23 protein-coding genes and 1 other annotated feature are annotated in these 21030 nt (G+C 52.8%); of the genes, 5 read left to right on the top strand and 18 right to left on the bottom strand.

What is annotated here, in order from left to right; translation table 11 throughout:
- Positions 1-493: 493 nt before the first annotated feature.
- The 3 genes from FD25_RS03495 to thiD are packed head-to-tail and all read right to left on the bottom strand — an operon-like array spanning position 494 to position 2356.
- Positions 494-1048: a TIGR01440 family protein gene (locus FD25_RS03495; RefSeq protein ID WP_057801372.1), complete on the bottom strand. Its 555-nt coding sequence runs from the start codon at positions 1046-1048 to the stop codon at positions 494-496.
- Positions 1045-1560: an ECF transporter S component gene (locus tag FD25_RS03490; protein WP_225428552.1), complete on the bottom strand. Its 516-nt coding sequence runs from the start codon at positions 1558-1560 to the stop codon at positions 1045-1047. Before FD25_RS03490 ends, FD25_RS03495 begins: the two co-directional genes overlap by 4 nt.
- A complete protein-coding gene (thiD, locus tag FD25_RS03485; protein WP_057801368.1) occupies positions 1547-2356 on the bottom strand; it encodes a bifunctional hydroxymethylpyrimidine kinase/phosphomethylpyrimidine kinase in 810 nt (269 codons plus the stop codon). The genes FD25_RS03490 and thiD overlap by 14 nt, the downstream gene beginning before the upstream one ends.
- A gap of 112 nt (positions 2357-2468) precedes the next feature.
- Here thiD and FD25_RS03480 point away from each other — a divergent pair, with 112 nt between their 5' ends.
- Positions 2469-3878 carry an aminotransferase-like domain-containing protein gene (locus tag FD25_RS03480; protein ID WP_057801365.1) on the top strand — a complete coding sequence of 470 codons (1410 nt, stop codon included), beginning with the start codon at positions 2469-2471 and terminating at the stop codon, positions 3876-3878.
- Positions 3879-4024: 146 nt separating this feature from the next.
- On the opposite strand, the gene asnS is transcribed toward FD25_RS03480, so the two are convergent.
- From asnS to FD25_RS03465, 3 genes are all read right to left on the bottom strand, one after another.
- Positions 4025-5419, bottom strand: coding sequence for an asparagine--tRNA ligase (asnS, locus tag FD25_RS03475; protein ID WP_057801363.1), 1395 nt, complete (start codon positions 5417-5419; stop codon positions 4025-4027).
- Between the two features lie 65 nt (positions 5420-5484).
- Positions 5485-5725 (bottom strand) — a binding site (T-box leader).
- A 56-nt stretch (positions 5726-5781) separates the two neighbouring features.
- Positions 5782-6345 carry a matrixin family metalloprotease gene (locus FD25_RS03470; RefSeq protein ID WP_057801361.1) on the bottom strand — a complete coding sequence of 188 codons (564 nt, stop codon included), beginning with the start codon at positions 6343-6345 and terminating at the stop codon, positions 5782-5784.
- A 688-nt stretch (positions 6346-7033) separates the two neighbouring features.
- On the bottom strand, positions 7034-7924 hold the full coding sequence (locus FD25_RS03465; RefSeq protein ID WP_057801359.1) for an EamA family transporter: 891 nt from the start codon (positions 7922-7924) through the stop codon (positions 7034-7036).
- Positions 7925-8238: 314 nt separating this feature from the next.
- Between FD25_RS03465 and FD25_RS03460 the strand changes: the two genes are divergently transcribed.
- Positions 8239-8940, top strand: coding sequence for a hypothetical protein (locus FD25_RS03460; protein ID WP_057801357.1), 702 nt, complete (start codon positions 8239-8241; stop codon positions 8938-8940).
- 111 nt (positions 8941-9051) lie between these two features.
- Here the strand turns inward: FD25_RS03460 and FD25_RS03455 are convergent, their stop codons facing one another.
- The 7 genes from FD25_RS03455 to FD25_RS03425 all read right to left on the bottom strand — a co-directional run bounded on the left by FD25_RS03455 (position 9052) and on the right by FD25_RS03425 (position 14909).
- Positions 9052-9309 (bottom strand): Txe/YoeB family addiction module toxin, encoded by a 258-nt coding sequence (locus FD25_RS03455; RefSeq protein ID WP_057801355.1) that lies wholly within the window; start codon positions 9307-9309, stop codon positions 9052-9054.
- Positions 9302-9580 (bottom strand): type II toxin-antitoxin system Phd/YefM family antitoxin, encoded by a 279-nt coding sequence (locus FD25_RS03450; protein WP_057801353.1) that lies wholly within the window; start codon positions 9578-9580, stop codon positions 9302-9304. Before FD25_RS03450 ends, FD25_RS03455 begins: the two co-directional genes overlap by 8 nt.
- Positions 9581-9905: 325 nt before the next feature.
- Entirely contained in the window at positions 9906-11831 is a 1926-nt protein-coding gene (locus FD25_RS03445; protein ID WP_057801351.1) for a copper-translocating P-type ATPase, read from the bottom strand.
- Entirely contained in the window at positions 11831-12103 is a 273-nt protein-coding gene (locus FD25_RS03440; RefSeq protein WP_057801349.1) for a cupredoxin domain-containing protein, read from the bottom strand. Before FD25_RS03440 ends, FD25_RS03445 begins: the two co-directional genes overlap by 1 nt.
- 16 nt (positions 12104-12119) lie before the next feature.
- Complete coding sequence (locus tag FD25_RS03435) at positions 12120-12491, bottom strand: cupredoxin domain-containing protein (RefSeq protein ID WP_057801347.1); 372 nt, start codon at positions 12489-12491, stop codon at positions 12120-12122.
- Positions 12492-12621: 130 nt separating this feature from the next.
- Positions 12622-13461, bottom strand: coding sequence for a metallophosphoesterase family protein (locus tag FD25_RS03430; RefSeq protein ID WP_057801345.1), 840 nt, complete (start codon positions 13459-13461; stop codon positions 12622-12624).
- Between the two features lie 92 nt (positions 13462-13553).
- Positions 13554-14909 carry a threonine/serine exporter family protein gene (locus tag FD25_RS03425; protein WP_057801343.1) on the bottom strand — a complete coding sequence of 452 codons (1356 nt, stop codon included), beginning with the start codon at positions 14907-14909 and terminating at the stop codon, positions 13554-13556.
- A 166-nt stretch (positions 14910-15075) separates the two neighbouring features.
- Between FD25_RS03425 and FD25_RS03420 the strand changes: the two genes are divergently transcribed.
- Positions 15076-15306 carry a PLDc N-terminal domain-containing protein gene (locus FD25_RS03420; RefSeq protein WP_057801341.1) on the top strand — a complete coding sequence of 77 codons (231 nt, stop codon included), beginning with the start codon at positions 15076-15078 and terminating at the stop codon, positions 15304-15306.
- A gap of 54 nt (positions 15307-15360) precedes the next feature.
- Here FD25_RS03420 and FD25_RS03415 read toward each other — a convergent pair whose 3' ends face one another.
- Entirely contained in the window at positions 15361-16026 is a 666-nt protein-coding gene (locus FD25_RS03415; protein WP_057801339.1) for a type 1 glutamine amidotransferase, read from the bottom strand.
- Between the two features lie 174 nt (positions 16027-16200).
- Here FD25_RS03415 and FD25_RS03410 point away from each other — a divergent pair, with 174 nt between their 5' ends.
- Positions 16201-16782: a TetR/AcrR family transcriptional regulator gene (locus FD25_RS03410; protein WP_057801337.1), complete on the top strand. Its 582-nt coding sequence runs from the start codon at positions 16201-16203 to the stop codon at positions 16780-16782.
- 78 nt (positions 16783-16860) lie between these two features.
- On the opposite strand, the gene FD25_RS03405 is transcribed toward FD25_RS03410, so the two are convergent.
- Complete coding sequence (locus FD25_RS03405; RefSeq protein WP_057801335.1) at positions 16861-18468, bottom strand: cation:proton antiporter; 1608 nt, start codon at positions 18466-18468, stop codon at positions 16861-16863.
- 262 nt (positions 18469-18730) lie between these two features.
- On the opposite strand from FD25_RS03405, the gene FD25_RS03400 reads away from it, so the two are divergent.
- Positions 18731-19048: a DMT family transporter gene (locus tag FD25_RS03400; RefSeq protein ID WP_057801333.1), complete on the top strand. Its 318-nt coding sequence runs from the start codon at positions 18731-18733 to the stop codon at positions 19046-19048.
- Between the two features lie 52 nt (positions 19049-19100).
- Here FD25_RS03400 and FD25_RS03395 read toward each other — a convergent pair whose 3' ends face one another.
- The 3 genes from FD25_RS03395 to FD25_RS03385 all read right to left on the bottom strand — a co-directional run bounded on the left by FD25_RS03395 (position 19101) and on the right by FD25_RS03385 (position 21019).
- A complete protein-coding gene (locus tag FD25_RS03395; RefSeq protein ID WP_057801331.1) occupies positions 19101-19616 on the bottom strand; it encodes a GNAT family N-acetyltransferase in 516 nt (171 codons plus the stop codon).
- A gap of 91 nt (positions 19617-19707) precedes the next feature.
- A complete protein-coding gene (locus FD25_RS03390) occupies positions 19708-20145 on the bottom strand; it encodes a nuclear transport factor 2 family protein (protein WP_225428538.1) in 438 nt (145 codons plus the stop codon).
- 19 nt (positions 20146-20164) lie between these two features.
- A complete protein-coding gene (locus FD25_RS03385) occupies positions 20165-21019 on the bottom strand; it encodes an aldo/keto reductase (protein WP_057801329.1) in 855 nt (284 codons plus the stop codon).
- Between the last annotated feature and the right edge of the window lie 11 nt (positions 21020-21030).

The raw sequence follows: 21030 nt of genomic DNA, 5'->3' as shown, positions 1-21030 counted from the left end.
TGTTGACAGGACGTACATTCGACCAGTTGAGGTTGGCCAGCAACCTTCTTAAACACGATGTCGCCGCACTCCGGACAATGTAACTTGTGGTCTCTGAACACTTGCTTAGTCATTTCCATCTTGAATCCCTCCTCAAAATTTTTCCATCAAAAAAGGCGCCCCGTCTATATAAAAATAGAAGGGACGCCGAATAAGCGCGGTACCACCCAGCTTCAAGGAATCACCATTCCTTGCACTTTGATCCTAGATAACGTCAGGATACCCCGAAGAAAAGCTTTTCGTATTTCACTAACTTACCCTGCATGGCTCGCACCAACCGCCAATTCTCTGAACACCCAGATAAGTCGTTACTTCGTTTGAAAGATTTCTTTGTTCGTTTTTTGATGTTGGCTACACTTTATCATGGATTGTCGGAAAGCGCAAGCCTTTTGTATAAAAATATTTTTAAATAGTTTATTATCAATAATTTCCTAATTTATTATTAAACGATTACTTATGGTTGTACGGACGCATAGGTGGCGCGTGGACCCCCGACGTATTTTGGCCGGGAGCGTAACGCCGTAACGTGGGCCCCACCGAGTTCCGATTGGGTTGGCCGCACGGGTACCTGAACAAATTTTACGTGCATTCCGATAGCGGTGTCGCCGATGTCTAATCCGGCCTGAGCCACCACGTGCTCCACCTCTACCGGATCCTTGAATTGCTGAAAGGCCGCCACGGAACAAGCACCACCCGCGTGCATGGCCGGAACCACGTTAACAATTTCAAATCCCATCTCATCGGCCACCCGACGTTCGACCACTAGACTGCGATTAATGTGTTCACAGCCCTGAACGGCCAATTGAATCTGTTGGGGCCGTAATTGGGCCAGCACCGTCTTGATAATGCGCGTCCCCACCTCAGGGTTCGAGTCCTGACCGATCTGGCCACCGACTACCTCACTGGTTGAACAGCCAAGGACAAAAAGGTCAAACGGTCGTAGTTTAGCTGCCGCTAACACCTCTTGGACCAAGCGGGCCACATCCGGTTCTAAATTTTCTAAAGTCATCGAATCATTCCTTTGCTGAGTTTAGGATTAAAGCGGGTCAGGCTTGCCACCAAGGTCACGGTGACGACCAAGCCAAAGCCAACCTGAATCAAATTACCGGGAATCGAGGCCAATCCAGCCGGCCACCCGAAGAGCAGGCTAGTCGCCAGGTAATAGCCCACGACCATCACCAGGCTGCCCGCCAGCATGGGCAAAACCAGCCCCCGCACCACACCAGACGCCCGGTGCGCCAGCGCTGCCACTACCAGGCCCTGCAGCCCGTGGATCACTAAGGAGAACAGACACCATTCCGGATACCCGGATAACACGTCGATCATGAAGCCACTCGCCCCGCCAACGAAGACGCCCACGGGATTCCCAAATAGAATCGCGCTGGTATAAATGCCCACCTCACACAGCGTCACCATCCCGTGCGTCGCCGGAACCGGAATGACGATCATCAACGATAACGCAATGGTCAGTGCCGCTAAGACGGCCGCCAAAATTTCTTGTTTTAACTTATGATTGGCCACGTTGTTGCCCCCCATGTTGGCGCCAGGCCCCCTGCCAGACGCTCCCCGTTGTCGAATTAAACCGCACCCCGTACGCGATTCCCGCGCGCACGAAGGTCTTGGCGCGCTGAACGGCTTCCTCGACGGAAACGCCGCGCGCCAGCCACGCGGTAATGGCGGCGCTAAAGGTACAGCCAGCCCCATTGGTCGCCGGCGTGGCGACCTTTAAGGTCCGGAACCAGAACTCCCCTTGTGGCGTCAACAGATAATCCACCGCTTGGTTACCGGGGAGCCGGTTACCGCCCTTGATCACCACGTTGGGACAGCCCAAGGCCTGGATTTTCTGGGCCGCGCCGGGTAACTGCTCGGCGCGAGTCAACGTGTCACCACTCAATAATTCCGCTTCCGCCAAGTTCGGCGTCACCACCGTGGCTAACGGCAGCAGGTCCCGTTTCATCTGCTCCAGTTCGGTCGTCTGCCGGTCCGTCCGACCTTCCTTAAACACAAAAACGGGATCAACCACCAGGATCATCGGCGTAACCGCCAACTGGGTCGCGACCGTATGGATGGCGTCGACGCCGCCCAACAACCCCGTCTTGGCCGCTCGGATCGAGACCTGCGTCAGAATCGACGTCAGTTGTTGCGCCAAGACCGTGTTCGCGACCGGTGTGACGTGAACCTGCTGCGGTAAAATCGTGACGAGACTGGTCACGGCACTCAACCCAAACGTATCCAGCTCCTCAAAGGTCTTAAGATCCGCTTGCAGGCCCCCGCCCGCTAAGCTATCCGACCCCGCAATCGTTAAAACGTTCTCCATGTCGTTACCTCCTGTTTCCTTATTATTCCGGTAAAAACACCCGAAAACAACCGCCAATTGGCTTGTTTAAAATCCAGCCAATTTATATACTAACCGTAAAGGATGTGTTCGTATGATTAATTGGGCGGCCAATCTCCCAGCTGTCAAACCCAAGTATCGTGCCATTATTCAGCTGATTAAATCCCTTATTCAAAACGACCAATTGCTCCCCGGACAACGGCTCCCCGCCGAACGCCAACTGGCGACCTGGTTACACGTCGACCGGTCGACGGTCAGCCGGGCGTTGGCCGACCTCAGCGCCCAGGGTGTTCTGGTTAAGCGCCGGGGGAGTGGGACCTTCGTGGCACAGATTCCCCAACTTAAGCCCCTGACCACCAGCGTGAACTGGCAACTCTTACGGCATCCCATCACACCCGGCGCCTCGTTACAGGCGCAACTGGCGCAGGCACGGGGCCTTGACCACGGCCAGTTCATCGACGGGGCCGCGGCGGGGTTGCCGCCCGAACTGATTCCCCAACTGGGCCGTTTCCAACTGGACTGGACGACCTATCTGGCGCAACAATCCGCCACCACGACTATGGGCGACCCCGCCCTATTGACCACGCTGAGTCGCCAGCCCGCGCTCTTTCCCCAACTCGACCTCACGCACCAAACTCTCATGGTCGCCGGGGGTGCGGAACAATCGCTCTTTTTGGTCCTCAGCAGCCTGCTTCAGCCGGGCGATGCGGTGGCGGTCGTGACCCCCTCGTACTTCAACGCCACGGCCGTTTTTCAGACGCTCAGCATTCACACCTATCCCGTCCCGTTGACCGCAACGCATTTTGCCCTCGACCGCCTGGAACAAACGATTCGGCAACACCGCATCAAACTCCTCATTACGAACCCGACGTTTGAAAACCCGACCGGTGAAACGTTATCGCTAACCCAGCGCCAGCAGTTGCTCCGCCTCTGTCAGCACTACCAGATCCCCATCGTCGAAGATGACGTGTTCGGTTGGTTGGTGACCGACGAAACGGCCATGCCGCCGCTCAAGGTCCTTTCCCCGGCCAACGTCATCTACATTAGTTCCCTGTCCAAACTCCTAGGCGCCAACACCCGGATCGGCTGGCTGATTGCCCCGCAAGCCATCGGCCAACGTCTGTTACAGGTCCAAAAACAACTCGACATGGTCCCCAGCCTACTCGCGCAAACTTGGGTCAACTTGGCCCTCAACAGTCCCCATTTCGACAGCGAGCTAACCCGGCTGACCACCAAGCTCACCCAACGTCGTCAAGCCGTCGCCGCCATCTTTCACCGGTACCGTCCCGCGTGGCGTTTCACCCTGCCGCAGGGCGGCTTCTACCTCTGGGTGCACCAAGCCGACCGGCACATCTTCAACCAGTTACTCGCCCAGGATATCTTGGTGCAACCAGGAACCGTGTTCGGCGCCGATCGGAGCGACTTTCGCTTCAACGTGGCGGGCATGACACCTCTCCGTCAGCGCGAATTGGCCCGGCGACTCGCCGCCAATCAGTCGGATTAGCACACAGCACCTCGCCATTTTCGGTCCAGTTCAAAAATGTTTCATGTGAAACAACGCTCCGTGGTGCTCATCAAAACCGTGGATTTAAACCACGTCAAAAGGCCGTGCTGCAAGAATCTGCAGCACGGCCTTCATTTAACTCAAGTTTAGAAATCGGCGTTTCCTGGCGTCCGTGGGTAAGGGATCACGTCGCGGATGTTCTTCATCCCGGTGACGTACATCACTAACCGTTCGAACCCAATCCCAAAGCCGGAATGAACGGTTTCCCCGTACTTCCGGAGGTCTTGGTACCAGCCGTATTCCTCTTCCGACATGTGGTTGTCCTTGATCTTCTCAGCCAAAACATCCCGGCGTTCTTCCCGTTGGCTCCCACCAACCAGTTCCCCAATTTCAGGAACTAACAGGTCGACTGCGGCCACGGTCTTGCCGTCGTCGTTAGCGCGCATGTAGAAGGCCTTGATTTCCTTCGGGTAGTCCGTCAAGAAGACCGGCTTGTTGTAGATGTGTTCACACAGGTAGCGTTCGTGTTCAGCTTCCAGATCCAAGCCCCAGTAAACGGGCACTTCGAAATCCTGGTCGGCGTTTTCGAGTTCCTTGATGGCTTCGGTGTAGGTCAGGCGCGCGAATTTTTCGTCGCGGGTCTTTTCCAACCGTTCGATCAAATGATCGTCGACGTTGTCGTTCAAGAAGGCCAGTTCGTCCTTGGCGTTGTCCAAGACGTAAGTGACCACGGCCTTGATCAGCGCTTCGATGGTCACGATGTCGTCGTCTAAGTCTTCGAACGCCATTTCGGGTTCGATCATCCAGAATTCGGACGCGTGCCGCGCCGTGTGCGAGTTTTCTGCCCGGAACGTCGGCCCGAACGTGTAAACCTTCCGCAGCGCTAAGGCAAAGGCCTCGGCTTCCAGTTGACCACTCACCGTCAGGTTGGTTTCCTTCCGGAAGAAGTCCTGGCTGTTGTCGACCTTACCGTCTTCGGTGTGCGGTAAGTTGTTCATATCCAGCGTGGTGACCCGGAACATTTCCCCGGCCCCTTCGGCGTCACTCCCGGTGATAATCGGGGTGTTCAGGTAGTTAAACCCGTGTGCCTGCAGGTACTGATGCGTTGCAAAGGCAGCTAATGACCGAATCCGGAAGACCGCGTAGAACGTGTTGGTCCGGGGCCGCAAGTGGGCAATCGTCCGCAGGTATTCGTAGGTGTGGGCTTTCTTTTGCAGGGGGTAATCGCTATCCGAAGCACCTTCCAGCACCACGGCGTCCGCGTGAACTTCTAAGGGTTGCTTAGCGTCCGGCGTATAGACGACTTTCCCGGTGACCGCAATCGTCGAACTGATAGGGAACTTCGCGATTTCGGCGTAGTTGTCGAGGTCGCTAGCCTTCATCACGATTTGCGCGTTACGAATCGTCGAGCCGTCGTTTAATTCGATGAACCCAATTTTCTTGGAGCTCCGAATCGTCTTGACCCAGCCGTGCAACGTGATGGCTTGGTCTTCAGCGTAATGTTGGTCGCTGAATAAATCTTTGACTAAAATGTCTGACATGATAAATTCTCCCTTCGTGTCTTATCCGTGGTTAAAACCATAAAAAAAGATCCATCCTCCCCAGAAACAGGGACGAAAGATCTTTCCGCGGTACCACCCAATTTGTTTATTGTTAAACCGACTTTAATTGGCATCCTAACAGATGCCCCGAACGATAACGTGTCGGCCACGGTTCTTCCTACTAATGGTACGTTCAGAAGACAACAGAAAAGGTGTTTTTCCGATAAGTGACCGGGCTAAGCTTTCACTGTCCTTAGCTCGCTAAAAGCGGTGGCGTTACCGTACTCTCGTTTTCTATAGTTTTTAACACTATTCAGATAAGCACAGATTACCACGGATTGCGGTCAGACGCAATCCCTAGCTTAGGCGCGTTGATGCGCATAGGCCCCCCGCAAGGCCACACGATCCTGGGCACTAATGGCCGCGTATCGGTTGGTGGCATTCATCACGCTATGCTTATCCTGCGAGTGGCTGAGCCCTAACGCGTGCCCTAACTCGTGCGTCGCCACGTTCGTTCGTTGGGCCTTGGTATAATGATAACCGGTCAGCACGCCCCGGTTGAGGGTCGATTTGGCAGAAACGATGCGGTTATCATGCGGTTGTTTATAATAGCTGTAATCCGTGTAGCCCGCAAAAATTTGAGCCCGGGTAATCGACTGAGCCGACGTCAGTTCAATGTCGGCTTTCTGTCTGGTCGGAACGGCCCACAAATGAACCACCCCCGTATTATTCCATTGACGGATAGCGCCTTGCCAGACACTACGGTAGTAAGCTGAGGTCGAGGCACAATGGTAGGTAATCGTAAGCGACTGCCAATGACCCCAGGTGGGCGTTATGGTCGCCGCCGAAGAGGATTGGCTGGTCAAAGTCGTCATCATACCCGCGGTCAGGACAACGGTCAGGGTCTTCATGAGTAATTTAAACATCAATAAGCACTCGCTTTCATTGGTAGAATTGAAAAACAACATTCGCTAACTCGGCTACGTTGGTGGCCACCGGGTGGGGCGGCCGAAGCAGTTAGGTTTATTTGACATTTCAAATTGTACGCAATTGAATTGTGAAGAAAATTGTGACGCAGTTTTGACCGTTTTTTCGTTATAAATTTCGTCAATCCCTCCAGGAATAACGCCCCTTCACCATCATTCCCACTGATTACTTGGCCACCGATCAACCGACGCAAAGCCCCCTCAGGACCAGGCCTGAGGGGGCTTATTTTGATGATTAATTTTTCATTATCCCCCAACGGGTTAACCCTAGTGGCGGGTCGTGATCAACCTATTTCTAACCGTTTTCATCGTACGCAAATTGCGTAAGTTTCTGAACCGCGAGTTTTCTCAAACGACAAACGCCTTGATACTCAAGGGATTCTGGTCCTACCCATCAACTCGTTCAAACCTGAGCGCTCACTACTGGACGAAATGCTGTCACCCGCTAAGGCGACCAAACCCGCGGAATAACCGGGATTAGCCGTCGAGGACTCGGTTTAACAGGCCGGGCGTTCGTCGTCTACTTAACTTGCACGCAACTATCATCGAATTGCGCATAAAACTTGAAAATCCTAAAAAAACCACTTCGCTCTGCTGATTGCTAGAACGAAGTGGTCATTTAATCTAACTAATTCAATTGTTCGCGGTGCCACATTCCCCAGACGTTCGGGATAATCACCGCGGTAATAATTAGGAGCACCCCCACGATTTGCAAGCCACTCACCGTTTCACCTAGGACCACGAAGGCCACCACGATGGACGCCGGTAATTCTAACGACGACAGGATCGGTCCGATCCCTAATTCCAAATGGGGCATGAAGATGGAGTATGCCACCAATGGAAAGACCATCGAGAACAACGCAATCCAGAAGCCCCACTTCAACGTTGGCCAGGTCGTCGGTGCCGTCACAATCTGTGGTCCCCAAATGATTGAAATTAGGAGGAACGCCCCGAAGCACAACAACCAGGTCTTGGTTAAGGGGTCCAGATTATTGCCCAAGTGCGCCGTGAACTGCATGGTGCAGGCGTACCCACAAGCTGCCAAAAAGGCGAAAAACAGACCTAACGGGGATAACGCTTGGGTGATGGGGAACAGCCCCGCCGCTAACACGGTCCCAATTAACACTAAGATGATACTGAGAACCTGTAACCGTGAGGGCCACCGCCGTTGAATCAGTGAACCCAGCAGCACGGACAGCCAGACGGCTTGCATCAGCATGACCGCGGCCGCCGCTACGGGAATCAACTTCAGCGCTTGAATATAGAAGGTATTGGTGAACCCCGAACCGGTCCCCGCCGCAATCACCAGCAGGAGTTGTTTCCAGTTCGTATGTTGATACCGGAGCCATTTTCGCCGGGCCAGGTGCACGATGCCTAGCACGATCACCGCACTCAAAAACGACCAGAATAACAAGGGACCGTTAACGACCCCCTCGCGTCGGGCAATCTTAAACAGTGTCGCGGGCACCCCAAAACTAATGGCCCCCAACGCCACAAAAATCGGCGCAATTTTCTTCAATTTACTCATCCTTTATGTAGCAATTAGTTCTACCATTTTATGATACACGGCCCCCGGAAGAATGCCAAATCCCCCCAGCAAAAAAAATTTTATCCCCGTTATACGTGAAAACATTGAGAAGTTACCGTGAACATTTCTGCCTTTATAACCGGTTAAACCCGCGAGGTTAACCCATTAGCGACCACTTCAGTTGTGCACTATCGAATAATTAAGTTTGTGAAATATTACCAAAATATTACAGAACTTTATGTTTGACATCTGATTGTCATAAAAGTATAGTAACTGTAATCTCAAATGGAGTGGAGGAGATTCATATGAAAAAATCAGTTACTTTACTTAGCGTTTTTGCCTTGGCCTTACCGTTAGCCGTAGCGACCCCGGTTTCTGCAGCGACCACCACAGCCACGACGACTGCGGCCACCGTCAAGGGGAACACCTACACGATCAACAAGGTCAACACCTTTAAGACGGCCAAGACGGTCCACACCAAGGACGCCAAGCCCGTCGTCTACAAGGGTGCTGTGGCTGCCGATCGGCCAACCATCACCTTAACGGCCAAGGGTAAGTTAAAAGCGGGGACGACCTACAAGGTCACGAAACAAATCACAGTTAAACTTAATGCCAAGAAGACTCAGAAGTACAGTTTGGTTAAGGGCCAAGGTTGGGTAAAGTCCAGCCAATTGACCGCGGGGAAATTCAAGGCGGCCAGCTCCGCTAAGAAGACTCAGGTCAAGGCCACGACTTACACCGTGGTGAACCGGCAAACCTTCAAGACGGCCAAGAACTTCCACACTAAGGATGCCAAGCCCGTCGTTTACAAGGGCGCCGTGGCTGCCGATAAGCCAACCATCACCTTAACGGCTAACGGCAAATTGAAGGCCGGCACCACTTACAAGGTTACCCAACAAGCTAAGCTGAAGGCCAACAAGAAGACCAACACGTTTAGCTACGTTAAGGGTCAAGGTTGGGTTCTGAAGAGTGCGTTGACCGCTGGTAAGTTCCAAGCCGCTGACTAACGTATCACGTTGAAATCACCCCAAAAACACGCCACAAGCTGACCACTTGTGACGTGTTTTTTAGTCGTTTCGTCTTAAAACATCTCATCCGATTGCCGAACTGATCTAAGCTTAACCATAGTGACCCCGACATGCAGCAATACTAATCGTGGTTGCATTAACCGCGTAAACTAGTCGATCTTTCTCATTAATCCGCCGCGACCAGAAACCACTTAAATTTCCATGCAACGCTTCTGGTTTCCCGATTCCCTCAAAGGGTGTGCGGCTAATTACTTTTATCAGCTTATTAATTCGTTTAAACGAACGCTGATCATTTGCAAGCATCCACATGTAATCATTCCAGGCATTATCAGAAAACTGTTTAATCATGTTCTGCCTCGCCAGTATCTGGGTCAACTAACTCGTGCTGCTTAGCTTTACCATTTTTAAGCTGATCAATTCCTTGTAGAATCCATTTATAATTCTCTGGATTTGCCGTTAAAAACTGATTTTCCATCAGATTATTGTAGGCCTCTTCGGAGATAACGACGGCATTCGGTGCGCCATTACGCGTAATCGTTACCGGTTCAAAGTCCAACGTTGCTTGATCCAAATAACTTTTAAGGTTTTTACGAAATCCTGAGTAAGTCGTTGCTTCCACTTTCGCTCAACTCCTCTTAGGTGCGTCTTACTTACGACACATGAATTGTACTCAATCTTGTACAATTATACAAGCGTTTAACACTCAAATATTCAGCAACCATCAGAATGTTGTTGGCCGCCCCACACTTTCCTTTGAACTCAAAAAGGGTCTGGGACAAAAGTCCCAGACCCTTTGTGTCTCCGAACGGCTTGTGCCGAAACGTGCGCCAAAAGGCAGCTGGTTCCGCTTAACCCCGTAAGTCAGATAATCCAAGTTCGGGATTATCTGACTTACGACGTTAATGCTCACCAGCTAATCGCCTTTTGTCCCACTCTCTGACTAATTACGCAACTTTTAATTTCGTGGTCAACTTCGCGCGATTCAACAGAACCGAACTCGTGACCACGGACAGTGAACTGAAGGCCATCGCCAAGCCGGCTAATTCCGGACTCAACGTTAACCCAATGGCGAAGAAGACGCCGGCCGCCACCGGAATACCTAAGACGTTGTAAACGAACGCCCAGAAGAGGTTCAGCTTGATCCGGTTGAAGGTCTTTTGACTCAGGGCTAAGGCCCGGTCAACGTCGCGCAGGTCGTTTTTCATCAACACGATGCCCCCGGAATCAATCGCAATATCGGTCCCGGACCCCATGGCGATCCCGACATCGGCGGTGGTCAGGGCGGGCGCGTCGTTGATGCCGTCACCTACGAAGGCCACCTTACCGGTCTGCTGATACTGGTGGACCCGGTCGGCCTTGTCACCCGGTAAGACATCGGCAATCACGTCGTCGATACCCACTTGTTGGGCGACGGCTTCCGCGACTCGCTGGTTGTCCCCGGTCAACATGACCGTCTTTAAGCCGCGAGCCTTTAACGCCGCAATGGCTTCACGCGACGTGGCCTTCGGGGCGTCTTGAATGGCGACTAACCCAATGACCTGGTCGTCTAACCCGACTAAAACCACCGTCTTGGCTTCATTCTGTAACCGAACCATGTCTCGCTTCATAGTCGCGCTGAGTTGGTCGTCGGTGACCAGCTTCTGGTTGCCGACAAACCCGGTCTGACCGTTGAGTTGGGCCGTGACACCCTTCCCTTCAACGGCACGAAAGGCTGTCGTTTCAACTGGCGCCAAGGATAGTTCCTTGGCCCGGGCTAAAATAGCTGCGGCCAACGGGTGTTCCGAAGCAGCTTCCAAACTAGCGGCGACTTGCACCACTTGGGCTTCGTCCCCCACGACATCGGTTGCCTGCGGCTTACCAACGGTAATGGTCCCCGTCTTATCGAAAATCACGGTGTCCACGTCGTTAACGGCCTCGAGAACTTCCCCGTTCTTGATCAGGATGCCCATCTTAGCACCACGGCCGGTCCCGACCATCAGGGCCGTTGGCGTGGCCAAACCGAGGGCACACGGACAAGCAATCACCACCACAGAGACCGCAAAGATCAACGCGTTCGCCAGGCTAGCGCCCAAGAAGACGTACCAAATTAGGAAGGTCACGATGGCTAGGTTCAACACAACGGGCACAAAGATATCGGACACCTTATCGGTCAACTTTTGAATCGGCGCATGACTGTTTTGCGCTTTTTTAACCAGTTCAACAATTTGGGACAACATGGTCTTTTCACCGACCTGGTTTACCTTGAACTGGAAGGTCCCCGTGCTGTTCAGGGTGGCCCCAATCACGGCGTCGTCGACGTGCTTTTCGACCGGCATACTTTCACCGGTGACCATCGATTCGTCCACGCTGGAACTTCCGGCGGTAATCACGCCGTCGACCGGTACCTTCTGGCCGGGCTTGACCCGCACGATGTCGCCTAATTGTACGTCGGCAATCGGCACGCGCACAAAGTCGCCGTTGCGTAAAACTTCAGCGTCCTTGGCTTGTAGATTCATCAGTTTTTCCACGGCGTTGGCGGAGTTATTGCGCATCCGCTCTTCGAAAACCTGGCCCAACAGGACGAAGGTGGTCACGAAGGCCGCACTTTCGAAGAAGACCGCCTGATGGGTGATCATGGCGTACAGACTATAGACGTACGCCGTGGCGGTCCCAATCGCCACTAGGGTATCCATGTTCGCGTGGTGCTTGGTAAACGACGCCCAGGCACTTTGCCAGAACGGTCGCGCCGACACCAGCATCACAATCGTGGTCAGAATTAACTGGGTCCAAGCCCCGCCCGGCAACATCCAGCCGAACGGCATCCCAATCATTCCCGCTAACATTGGTAGTGAGAAAATCAAGGAGACCCAGAAACGCTTGGTAATACTCATCAGTCAATCACCACTTTCCCGTGAACCATGTCCATCCCACAACTGAAGTCGAAGACCCCGGCCTGATCCGTGGGAATCGTCACGGTCTGGGGCGCGTTGATGGGTAAGTCCAGGTTGAACATCAACGCATCCGAATGCACTTTATCCAAACATCCTTGATTGTTTAAACGTAAAAAGGTTAATTCAGCGGGTACGCCTTGCTTAAATTCAACCATTGTTGGCGCATAACTACCTTCAACAATTACCGTTTCTTTTTGTGTCGTTTGTGTCATGAGATTGTCCTCCTAATTATTTAATAATCAACTTGCCGTGAAACATATCCATGCCACAAGCCCAGTCATATTCGCCGGGCTTGCTGGTATCAATCTTGATGGACTGCTGTTGGTTTTGCGGTAACTCCTGGTTAATGCCAAAGTCACTAAACACGACCCGGTCCAAACAACTTGACGCGTCCTGCCGGGTAAAGTTCAAGACGGCGGGCACCCCTTGCTTAAGGACGACGCGTTCCGGAGAATAGCCCCCGTTGACGTCGATATCAATACTTTGTTGGTCAGTCGTCACGTTAGCTTGAACCTCTTGAACCGTATGTTTGCCGAAGAACCACCAGGTGATAAAGCCAATCAGGACGAGGCCTCCAATGAGGACAATTAATTTAATCATAGCCGAAACGCTCCTTTATGATTTACATTTGTAATCGATAAATGCAGGTTACAACCATCGTTTACATTTGTCAACACAAAGCACACAAAAAAAGCCTAATCCAGAATCGAATTAGGCAATTCCCTTAAATTTAGTTGGTATACTTGGCCATCAGTTGCCGTAACCGCTCGGCTTCTCCCGGCCGTTGGGTCACCCGCGTGAGGGCCGGTAAATCGTGGGTGTAAACGTGCCCCGTCGTCAACTGATCAGCGTAGAGGTCGGCGTAGGGCAACTGCCGGTCACGCGCCAACGCGATTTCGGTCGTCACATCATAGGGCACTTGGCGAAAAGTAACGGCGGGGAGTCGCCGACCGTGCGTGGTAATAATCGCGTACTGGGCACGCAAGTCCTGAGCGAACCGTCCCCAATGGGGAAACGGCATCCCCACGGTACCGGGATTCACAATCATTTGTCCGGCGGTACTCTGCCGCAAGAGTTGGTGGTGAACGTGACCGTACACCATGATGTCCGCCCCACCACGGGCTAATTGGTCGAACCCCGTCTGGTCGCCTTCCGGACTCAGTGTCTGCCCCGAGTTGCGGTCCGGCAAGTTATGGGTCAACTGAAAGGTCAAGCCGTCCAGCGTAACGGTCTGAACCATCGGCAAGCGGCGAATCCGAGCCACGTCGGCGGCGGCCAACCGCTCATTAACGTAATCGTCAATGAACGATTCGTACACGTCGCTAGGATCGGCGGCGTCAATCTGACCGGCGATGGTTTCCAAGAGCCCGTCCTCCCAGTTGCCTCGCAGGTAGGCCGTGATGGGAAGCGCATCAAGGTCTGCCAGTAAATCGTGAGCGCCCGGTCCCGGGACAAACAAATCTCCCAGATACCAAAAGTCCGTACAGTGGGCGCGTTTTGCATCGGCGATGACGGCCCTTAACGCGGTGACGTTCCCGTGAACGTCTGAAATTACCGCAATTTTATGCACTGAATCACCTCATTTTAGGTTTAGTCTAACAGATTTTTAACGTGAAAACGGCGTCCACCACCTCAGTGCTGACCGCCGTTAAACTTACTATTCTAATCGCAATGTCGCCATTTCTTATCCAATAACGCCCGGGCGACAAACAGCCCTAACGGCAGGAACATAATAATCAGGACCGCCTTGGTCATCCACAACGCCCCAACCCCAATCTGGTTCATGCCGATGTTATAGATGGCACGATAAATGTACAGACCAGGCACCATGATGACGATGGACGGCACCGTCAGTGAGATGCGGGGATACCCGTTGTACCGGTTGACCACCGATGCAATCAGTCCGGCCACTAATGCACCGGTAAAGGCCGCAGCAGCGGGGGGCATCACCGTCCAATCGACCAGTTCCAGCCGCAGGGTATTGGCCACCGCCCCGATACCACCGGCCACGATGGCCATTTTTTGCGAACTGTTGAACATAATCGAGAAGCCGTAGACCCCACAGAAACTGGCCGGGATGCGTAGTAGGCCAATCACCAGCGGCGATAAGCCCAGCGGTAAGAAATCGGCCGGTTTAAAGTGAAAAATCGTGGCGACCAGCCACCCGACCAACGTCGCAATCAGCGTGATCATGATGGCGTAGGCCAACCGCTCTAACCCCGACCGCATGTCGAGCTTGGAGATGTCCAACATGCTGGTGATAAACGGAAAACCGGGAATCACGAACAGCATGGCCCCGATATAACCAGCTTCGTGTTGAGCCAGCACCTGAAACGACGCCTCGAACAACCGGAAGCTAAACATGTAAACCAGGCAGGCCACCGCCACACTGATGGCAATCTTGGCGACCGTCGACATGGTGTGTTCGCCCATGAAGGCTCGCACGTAATTCCCGATGCCGGCGCCCAGGAAGGAACAGACCATTTCGGGAATTCCCCCACCCAGTAGAAAAATAAAGGCGCTGCAGGCTAACGCCGCGGCCAACCCCGAAATCAGGGGCGTGTACTGCTTCGGTCGATTCTGAACCTTGTCGATCATGGTGTGAATCTCTTGAACGGTGAGAAAAGCAAAGTCATTCTCAAAGTTCTTGACCATTTCTTCCATGATATTGAGCTTATCGGTATTGACCCCCGTATTCGGTAACGCCAAAACCTGCGTGTAACTTTGCTCGCTACTGCTAAAGCAGGTGAACTGGAGCGAAATCAACCCGATATCGGCCGAACAGGTCAGGTTCAGGCTACGGGCCACCCGGTCCATGGCGTCGCGGACCCGCCAGGCCCCGGTGCCACACGATAACAGCGTGATGCCGATGCGCCCCACAATGGAGGCCCGGGCCTGCACGCTGGCTTCGCGCGCCGGGACGTCCTTATCTTGAATAAAATTTTTCCAACGAATCTTCATGTGATGCCGGCGAGAAAGCTGTCCGTCTGGGACAGTCGCCGCTTGCTTCTTGTCCATAATCTCCTCCGTTAACCCTTAACTAATTTTAGGAAACGTTATTCACCTAATCATCCTTTTTCATTATAGAATCATTTCCCCACCCGCTTCAATACAGGATTGTCCCGTTAGCGCTTACAGTTGAAAGGGCGTATACTCAACCTAACTAGTCTAGGAGGCGTTGTCGATGTTAAATCACCTATGGTCTACGCACCACCGTCCACTTACTAAGCGCGCCCGTCAACGGTTACTACCGGTGGCGGCTTTCGAATTTACGGCGAGCACCCTCGCTTTAAGCGACCTGCTCCGGGCAAAATCTTTCCGTCACGGCAATAAGTTTTTATGGTTCTGTTTAGCCTTCGTCCAGCCCATCGGCCCTTGGCTGTATTTCGCCTTTGGCCAGGAACGGGACGATTAAGGTCACCCGACCGACCAAAAAGGGAGTCGACCACCCGGCCGACTCCCTTTTTATTCACGAATTAATATAATCAAGCAACTGGAAGAGCATCTGGCGATTCTGCCGGGGAATCGGGTAATCCACGATTTCTTGCGCCGTCTGGTGAATCACCGACCCAATCAGGTACGGGTAATCGTTGACCATCATCTCGCGAACGTTATTACGCCGCGGCTCCAGGTGGAACTGCAGCCCAATCACCCGGTGATTCAAGACGAAGCCCTGGTTACGGACCCAATCACTGGAGAAGAGCAATTCGGCGTGCGCCGGGATTTCAAACATCTCCTCGTGCCAGTGTAAAACGTTGGCCTTCAACGGAATGCCCCGAACCGTGGTCGTTTGTCGGTAGACCGGCGCCCAGCCAACCTCCTTAGCCGGCGCTTTGGTCACCGGATAGCCCAACGTTTTGGTGATCTGTTGGGCGCCAAAACACACGCCAAAGAGTGGTTTGTTTTGGGTCAACAGCTCTTTAATCAACTGGCGTTCCTGACTAATCCAGGGCAGATCGTCGTTAGGACTCATCGGGCCACCTAAGATCACCAACATATCGGTCTGCGCCGCGCTGGGTAAGTGGCCGAACTGGTACGGGTGGTACACGTACAGGTCAAACCCGTGGGTGTTGGCCCAATCTTCAATCATTCCGGGCCCCTCGTTGGGGGTGTGCTGTAAAACGTTAATTCGCATAGAATTCCTTCCATCAACGGCAATGTTGGGCTGGGGATCGCCTGCAATTCCCCAAGATGGGCTTATTATAACACGTTTAATAAACGGGGAAGTTGAACTATCCGCTTCAGCTGTGGTATGGTCAATTTAGCTAATGACCAAGTGGGGTCTAACGTTCCAAAGGAGGTTTTGTCCATGGTCACCACTGATAAGCGGGTCGCCCGGACCCAACTCGCCCTGCGCGACGCCCTCGAAAAGCTCGCGCAAACACACGAGTACCACGAAATTACCGTGACTAAATTAACTCAAACCGCCGGGATCAACCGCAAAACGTTCTACCTCCATTACGATTCCATTGACGACCTGATTGACACCTTCGCCGACCAGGTTTCCGGGGGCCTAGGGAAAATCATCCAGAGTTACTCGTTTAAAACCGTCTACACTCACCCCGGCCTGATGTTGGACGATGCGGTCACCTACGTGCGCGCCAACGATGCCGTCATTCAACACCTGTTGTTTCCCAAGAACTACACCCGGTTTGCCCAGCGCATTGAGGATAACTTGGTGGTCATTCTCACCAAATCAATTCGTCAATCCTACCCCATCGACCAACAGGATGCCGAGATTGCGGCCTATTTCATGGTCCACAACACGTTATCGTTGTTCAGTCGCTTCTCTCGCGACCACCACTTGGACTTCGACCAGTTCAAAAGCTACGTGGCCCGACTCAACTTGACGGGGTTAAGCTCGTTTTTTGATCCACGTAAAGCTTATTAACTAAAGACGGTTACCAAGCCTGAACAGCCTTGGTAACCGTCTTTTTAACGCCTTCAGTCAGTTACAACCCCAACGTTTTTAATTCCGACTCCCGTAGTCCAACACCATCAGCTCGGCCATGGCGACCTCGCGGTACAGGCTGTTGAACAGCTCTTCGGACACTTGATGATTGGTGTAGTACAGATCGATGAGGTACTGCCGTTCCGTCTTGAAGACCCACTGGTAGGTCGAAATCAACTGGTTCATCTCGGCCTGCGTATATTCGGGATGGCGCACCATCCGCCGCCATTCGCTGACGAACTGTTTGACCGTCGTGTGGCCGTCTTGCGATTTAAGATCAAACGTCACGGCCAGTTTGAACTCAGCGGATAGTTTCGGCATCTCGTCGAGTTTGGCGACCGCCCGTTCAATCATTTGCTCACGGACCTCACGAATGCCTTGGGCCAGTTTCTCGTCGGTCTCCGTCTTTGGCAACATGAACCGGAACAGAATGGTCGGCACCACCATACTTAAGATAATCAAGACACTTTCCGACATCAGAACCAGGTTGAAGTCCTGCGTCTTGACCTGTGTCGCGGCCACGGTGAAGGCCAGCGCAAAGGTGACCGCCCCGTGAATGCCACCCAACGCAAAGACCCAGGCCGAATAGTTATCCCGGCGTTGAACTACCCGACAATAGACGTACCGGCCAAGCAGGTTCGCCACGTAGAGGATCACGCCAACGCCGATCCAGATGAGACTGCCGTTATAGGTCACCGATTTGTCCAGCGATGTCCGCACCAACATAATCCCCAGCACCACGAAAACGACACTGTTAAGCACGTCGCTGACCAAGTCTAATAATTGAAAACTGTCATACGCCAATTTCGGATTGGCCAACGCACTCCGTTCCCCTTCGGCGTTGTGGACCAGGCCGGCGAAGACCACGGCGATGATTCCCGACACGTGGATGGCTTCCGCCCCAAAGTACAGGAAAAAGGGCGTCATCATGTAGATGACCTTGAGCGGCGTACCGCTATTATAAGTATTGTTAATAAAATTCAACCGCGAACGCAACATACTTTGGCGTAAATAAATTAAGACCCCGCTGACCAGGGACCCGAAAATCACCCCGCCAATCGCGGAATACAGAAAGTCGCCCAACGTTTGGCCGTAGTTGATGTAGCCGTTGACGTACCAGAGGATCGCCATGTTCAGCAAGATAATTCCGGACGCATCGTTAAATAACGATTCCAATTTTAAAGACGTGGCCTCCCGGTGCGGCAATTCTAGGCCCATCACCACGGATTCGGTGGCCGTGGCGTCGGTCGGTGTGCTGATGGCCGCCAAGATAAAGGCCAACGGTAAGCCTAGCGAAGTGATCCAGGCCGTCCCGAATCCAGCAATCACGGCACATAAGATCACCATTCCCACCGTTAAGCTAATGATCTGGCGGAAATTCCGCCCCACGCTATTCATCCGGGTGCTCTGACCTTCGAAGAACAGGAGTGGCGCCACAATTAGTCCGATAAAAATATCTGACTCAAAATGCGCCACTAGCCCATTTAGGACGGGAATTACCGCCAATAGTCCGCCAAAGAACATACTGACGTAGTTTACTGAAATTTTCGGCACCAGTTGCCGGTTAACAATGATGCTCAACGTCGCCACCAAAATGAGGGTGCTCGTCGAGGCTAAGAGTTCCATACCCAATCACTCCTTAGCGATAGCTAATCCGTCATCCTAAAAACCGTTGTTAGCCATCACGATATCTTCACTTCATCATACCGTTAACCGCTTTCCTTGACCATCATGGTGGCCCGGTCGAAAAAATTTTCACTCGTCAGTACTTTTTTTAACCCATAACGGGCAAAATCGTGGTAGAATATCTTGATTCACAATATGCTGAATCATTAGTGATGTGTCATTTATCACACCACATAACTTTACGATGCGGAGGCGCACAAGCATGGGATACTTATACTTAGGCATTGCTATCACGGGAGAACTCGTGGGCACGAATTTGTTAAAGGCTTCGGCCGGATTTACGCGTTTGTTTTTCACAATGGGAAGTTTAGCAGCGTATGTACTTTGCTTTTATTTCTTATCTTTAGCTATTAAAACGATTAACCTAAATATCGCCTATGCCTTGTGGGCCGGCGTCGGTATCGTGGCCACGACCGCGTTATCCGTGCTCGTTTGGCACGAGCAACTCAACCCGGTGATTATTTTCGGGATTGGCTTCATCGTGGTGGGCACCATTTTACTCAACATCAACGTGGGCTAAAGTCCCACAAACACAAAATGAGCAACGACCACTGACGGGCGCTGCTCATTTTTTAGTTGGTCGTCGTAAACGTTCGTTGAAACCACAAGACGTTGTCCGGGTCGTGGTCGCTGGCTACCGTACTGGTCGCGGCCACCGGAACAAAGCCTAGCTTAGTCAACACCCGCTGCGAGCGCTGATTATCCGGCAGGCAATCCGCATAAAGGTCGGTCAAGCACCCACCCTCCCGGCGAATCAACGCCCAACTGGCGCGGACCGCGGCCGCCATGTAGCCGTGACCCCAGGCGTTGGGTTCTAGGAAGTACCCCAGATCGTACGTGGCCGACTGATCCTGGTGCGGGTAGTACAGAATGGCGCCGATAAAGTGGTGTTCGACCCGGTCGACCACCGCGAAGGCGTAGGGACTGTGCCGATCCTTTTCAAACCAGTAGGCTAGTAGGTCCGGCGCTGTGCTGCTGGTGGCGCCGTTCGCGGTCGCCATCACCGGATAGGCCAGGATGCGCTGGTAGTCCGCCAAGTCACTTTCAACCAAGTTACGCACCCGCAGCCGGTCCGTTTCTTCAATCATGGGAAAGCCCTCTTTCGTGAGTTGGAATGCTCCCATTATACGCCAAAACCGGCGGTCACTACGGACCACAGGTTTTGTTTTCAACACGCAATTAGAGATCGAGATGCCAGTTAAAGTGCGAATTCCGTTCGGTGATCAACCAGTGACCAGCGATTTTTTCGTACCGGTCTTCGTAGCGGACACCTTCTTGCGTGGTCTGAGGCTTCCCGTCAACCAACTTCACCAACACCACGTAGTTGTAGGCAACTCCGGTGGCGTGCGTGGCGTCCAAGAAGTCGACCGTGTGTTGACCGCTCATGTGAAAGACCGATTGATAGTCGTCCATGGATTGTGAAAAGGCCTGTTCGATGGCGTCGCGACCCTTAAGGCTAAAGGTCACCTCGCCATTATTGATGATGTTGACTTGGCCATCCGGGGCGAACAACTTAACCTGCTTGTCGTTTTCCTTGGTATCGGCGTAGTTTGAGAATTGGTCAACTAATTGTTTGAGCTCTAAACGATCACTAATTTCTTGCGTGCTCATGGTCATAATAAAATCGCTCCTTTAATTAAATATCGAGGGTCCAACTGCCGAGTTGCTTCACGTTTTCGGGGTCGTGACTATTACCAAATTGACTGTCCGGTAAGGCTAACGCTGCAATCTGCGCCACTTCGGCGGCCGTTAACGTGATGTCGTAGAAATCCGTATTCCCCGCGATTCGGGCCGGCGTGACCGATTTAGGAATCACCACCACGCCACGTTGGTTGAGCCACCGTAGCATGATTTGGGCCGTCGTCTTGTGGTATTTATCGGCTAATTGTACCAATACGGGGTTGGTGAAGAGGCCAGTCTTCCCTTCCGCAAACGGTCCCCAGGCTTCGGGCCGAATATCGTTAGCTAATAGCCAGTCAACCGCAGCCGTCTGGGGGGCCAATGGATTGACCTGAATCTGGTCAACCGCTGGTTTAACGCTGTTATGCATCATCAAGTCCTGTACGCGATCCGGTTCGAAGTTCGACACCCCGATGGCCCGAACCTTCCCCGCGTGATAGGCTTCTTCCATGGCCCGCCAAGCGCCATAGACGTCACCTAACGGTTGGTGAATCAGATATAAATCCAGATAATCCAGCCCTAACCGGGAAAGGGAGCGGTCAATGGCGCGTTGAGCACCCGCATAACTGGCGTCTTGGACCCACAACTTGGTGGTCACAAAGATTTCTTCGCGTGGAATGCCGCTGGCCTTGATGGCCCGTCCCACGGCCTCTTCGTTGAGGTAAGCGGCGGCCGTATCGATCAACCGGTAGCCCTGTCTTAACGCCTCACGAACGACGGTTTCACACTGTTCACTATCGGGCACCTGAAAGACCCCAAAACCTAACGTCGGCATCGTGACCCCATTATTTAACGTGATCGTTTTTTCCATGACTTAAACTT

This window comes from Levilactobacillus acidifarinae DSM 19394 = JCM 15949, assembly GCF_001434835.1.
GTDB classification, from domain to species: domain Bacteria; phylum Bacillota; class Bacilli; order Lactobacillales; family Lactobacillaceae; genus Levilactobacillus; species Levilactobacillus acidifarinae.
This window is presented reverse-complemented; position numbering and strand designations above follow the sequence as displayed.

Bases quoted from the DNA above. Each gene is read 5' to 3' on its own strand.
- FD25_RS03495 (WP_057801372.1), bottom strand. From the start codon at position 1,048: ATGACTTTAGAAAATTTAGAACCGGATGTGGCCCGCTTGGTCCAAGAG.
- thiD (WP_057801368.1), bottom strand. From the start codon at position 2,356: ATGGAGAACGTTTTAACGATTGCGGGGTCGGATAGCTTAGCGGGCGGG.
- FD25_RS03480 (WP_057801365.1), top strand. From the start codon at position 2,469: ATGATTAATTGGGCGGCCAATCTCCCAGCTGTCAAACCCAAGTATCGT.
- asnS (WP_057801363.1), bottom strand. From the start codon at position 5,419: ATGTCAGACATTTTAGTCAAAGATTTATTCAGCGACCAACATTACGCT.
- FD25_RS03470 (WP_057801361.1), bottom strand. From the start codon at position 6,345: ATGTTTAAATTACTCATGAAGACCCTGACCGTTGTCCTGACCGCGGGT.
- FD25_RS03460 (WP_057801357.1), top strand. From the start codon at position 8,239: ATGAAAAAATCAGTTACTTTACTTAGCGTTTTTGCCTTGGCCTTACCG.
- FD25_RS03455 (WP_057801355.1), bottom strand. From the start codon at position 9,309: ATGATTAAACAGTTTTCTGATAATGCCTGGAATGATTACATGTGGATG.
- FD25_RS03445 (WP_057801351.1), bottom strand. From the start codon at position 11,831: ATGAGTATTACCAAGCGTTTCTGGGTCTCCTTGATTTTCTCACTACCA.
- FD25_RS03440 (WP_057801349.1), bottom strand. From the start codon at position 12,103: ATGACACAAACGACACAAAAAGAAACGGTAATTGTTGAAGGTAGTTAT.
- FD25_RS03435 (WP_057801347.1), bottom strand. From the start codon at position 12,491: ATGATTAAATTAATTGTCCTCATTGGAGGCCTCGTCCTGATTGGCTTT.
- FD25_RS03425 (WP_057801343.1), bottom strand. From the start codon at position 14,909: ATGGACAAGAAGCAAGCGGCGACTGTCCCAGACGGACAGCTTTCTCGC.
- FD25_RS03420 (WP_057801341.1), top strand. From the start codon at position 15,076: ATGTTAAATCACCTATGGTCTACGCACCACCGTCCACTTACTAAGCGC.
- FD25_RS03415 (WP_057801339.1), bottom strand. From the start codon at position 16,026: ATGCGAATTAACGTTTTACAGCACACCCCCAACGAGGGGCCCGGAATG.
- FD25_RS03410 (WP_057801337.1), top strand. From the start codon at position 16,201: ATGGTCACCACTGATAAGCGGGTCGCCCGGACCCAACTCGCCCTGCGC.
- FD25_RS03405 (WP_057801335.1), bottom strand. From the start codon at position 18,468: ATGGAACTCTTAGCCTCGACGAGCACCCTCATTTTGGTGGCGACGTTG.
- FD25_RS03400 (WP_057801333.1), top strand. From the start codon at position 18,731: ATGGGATACTTATACTTAGGCATTGCTATCACGGGAGAACTCGTGGGC.
- FD25_RS03395 (WP_057801331.1), bottom strand. From the start codon at position 19,616: ATGATTGAAGAAACGGACCGGCTGCGGGTGCGTAACTTGGTTGAAAGT.
- FD25_RS03390 (WP_225428538.1), bottom strand. From the start codon at position 20,145: ATGACCATGAGCACGCAAGAAATTAGTGATCGTTTAGAGCTCAAACAA.
- FD25_RS03385 (WP_057801329.1), bottom strand. From the start codon at position 21,019: ATGGAAAAAACGATCACGTTAAATAATGGGGTCACGATGCCGACGTTA.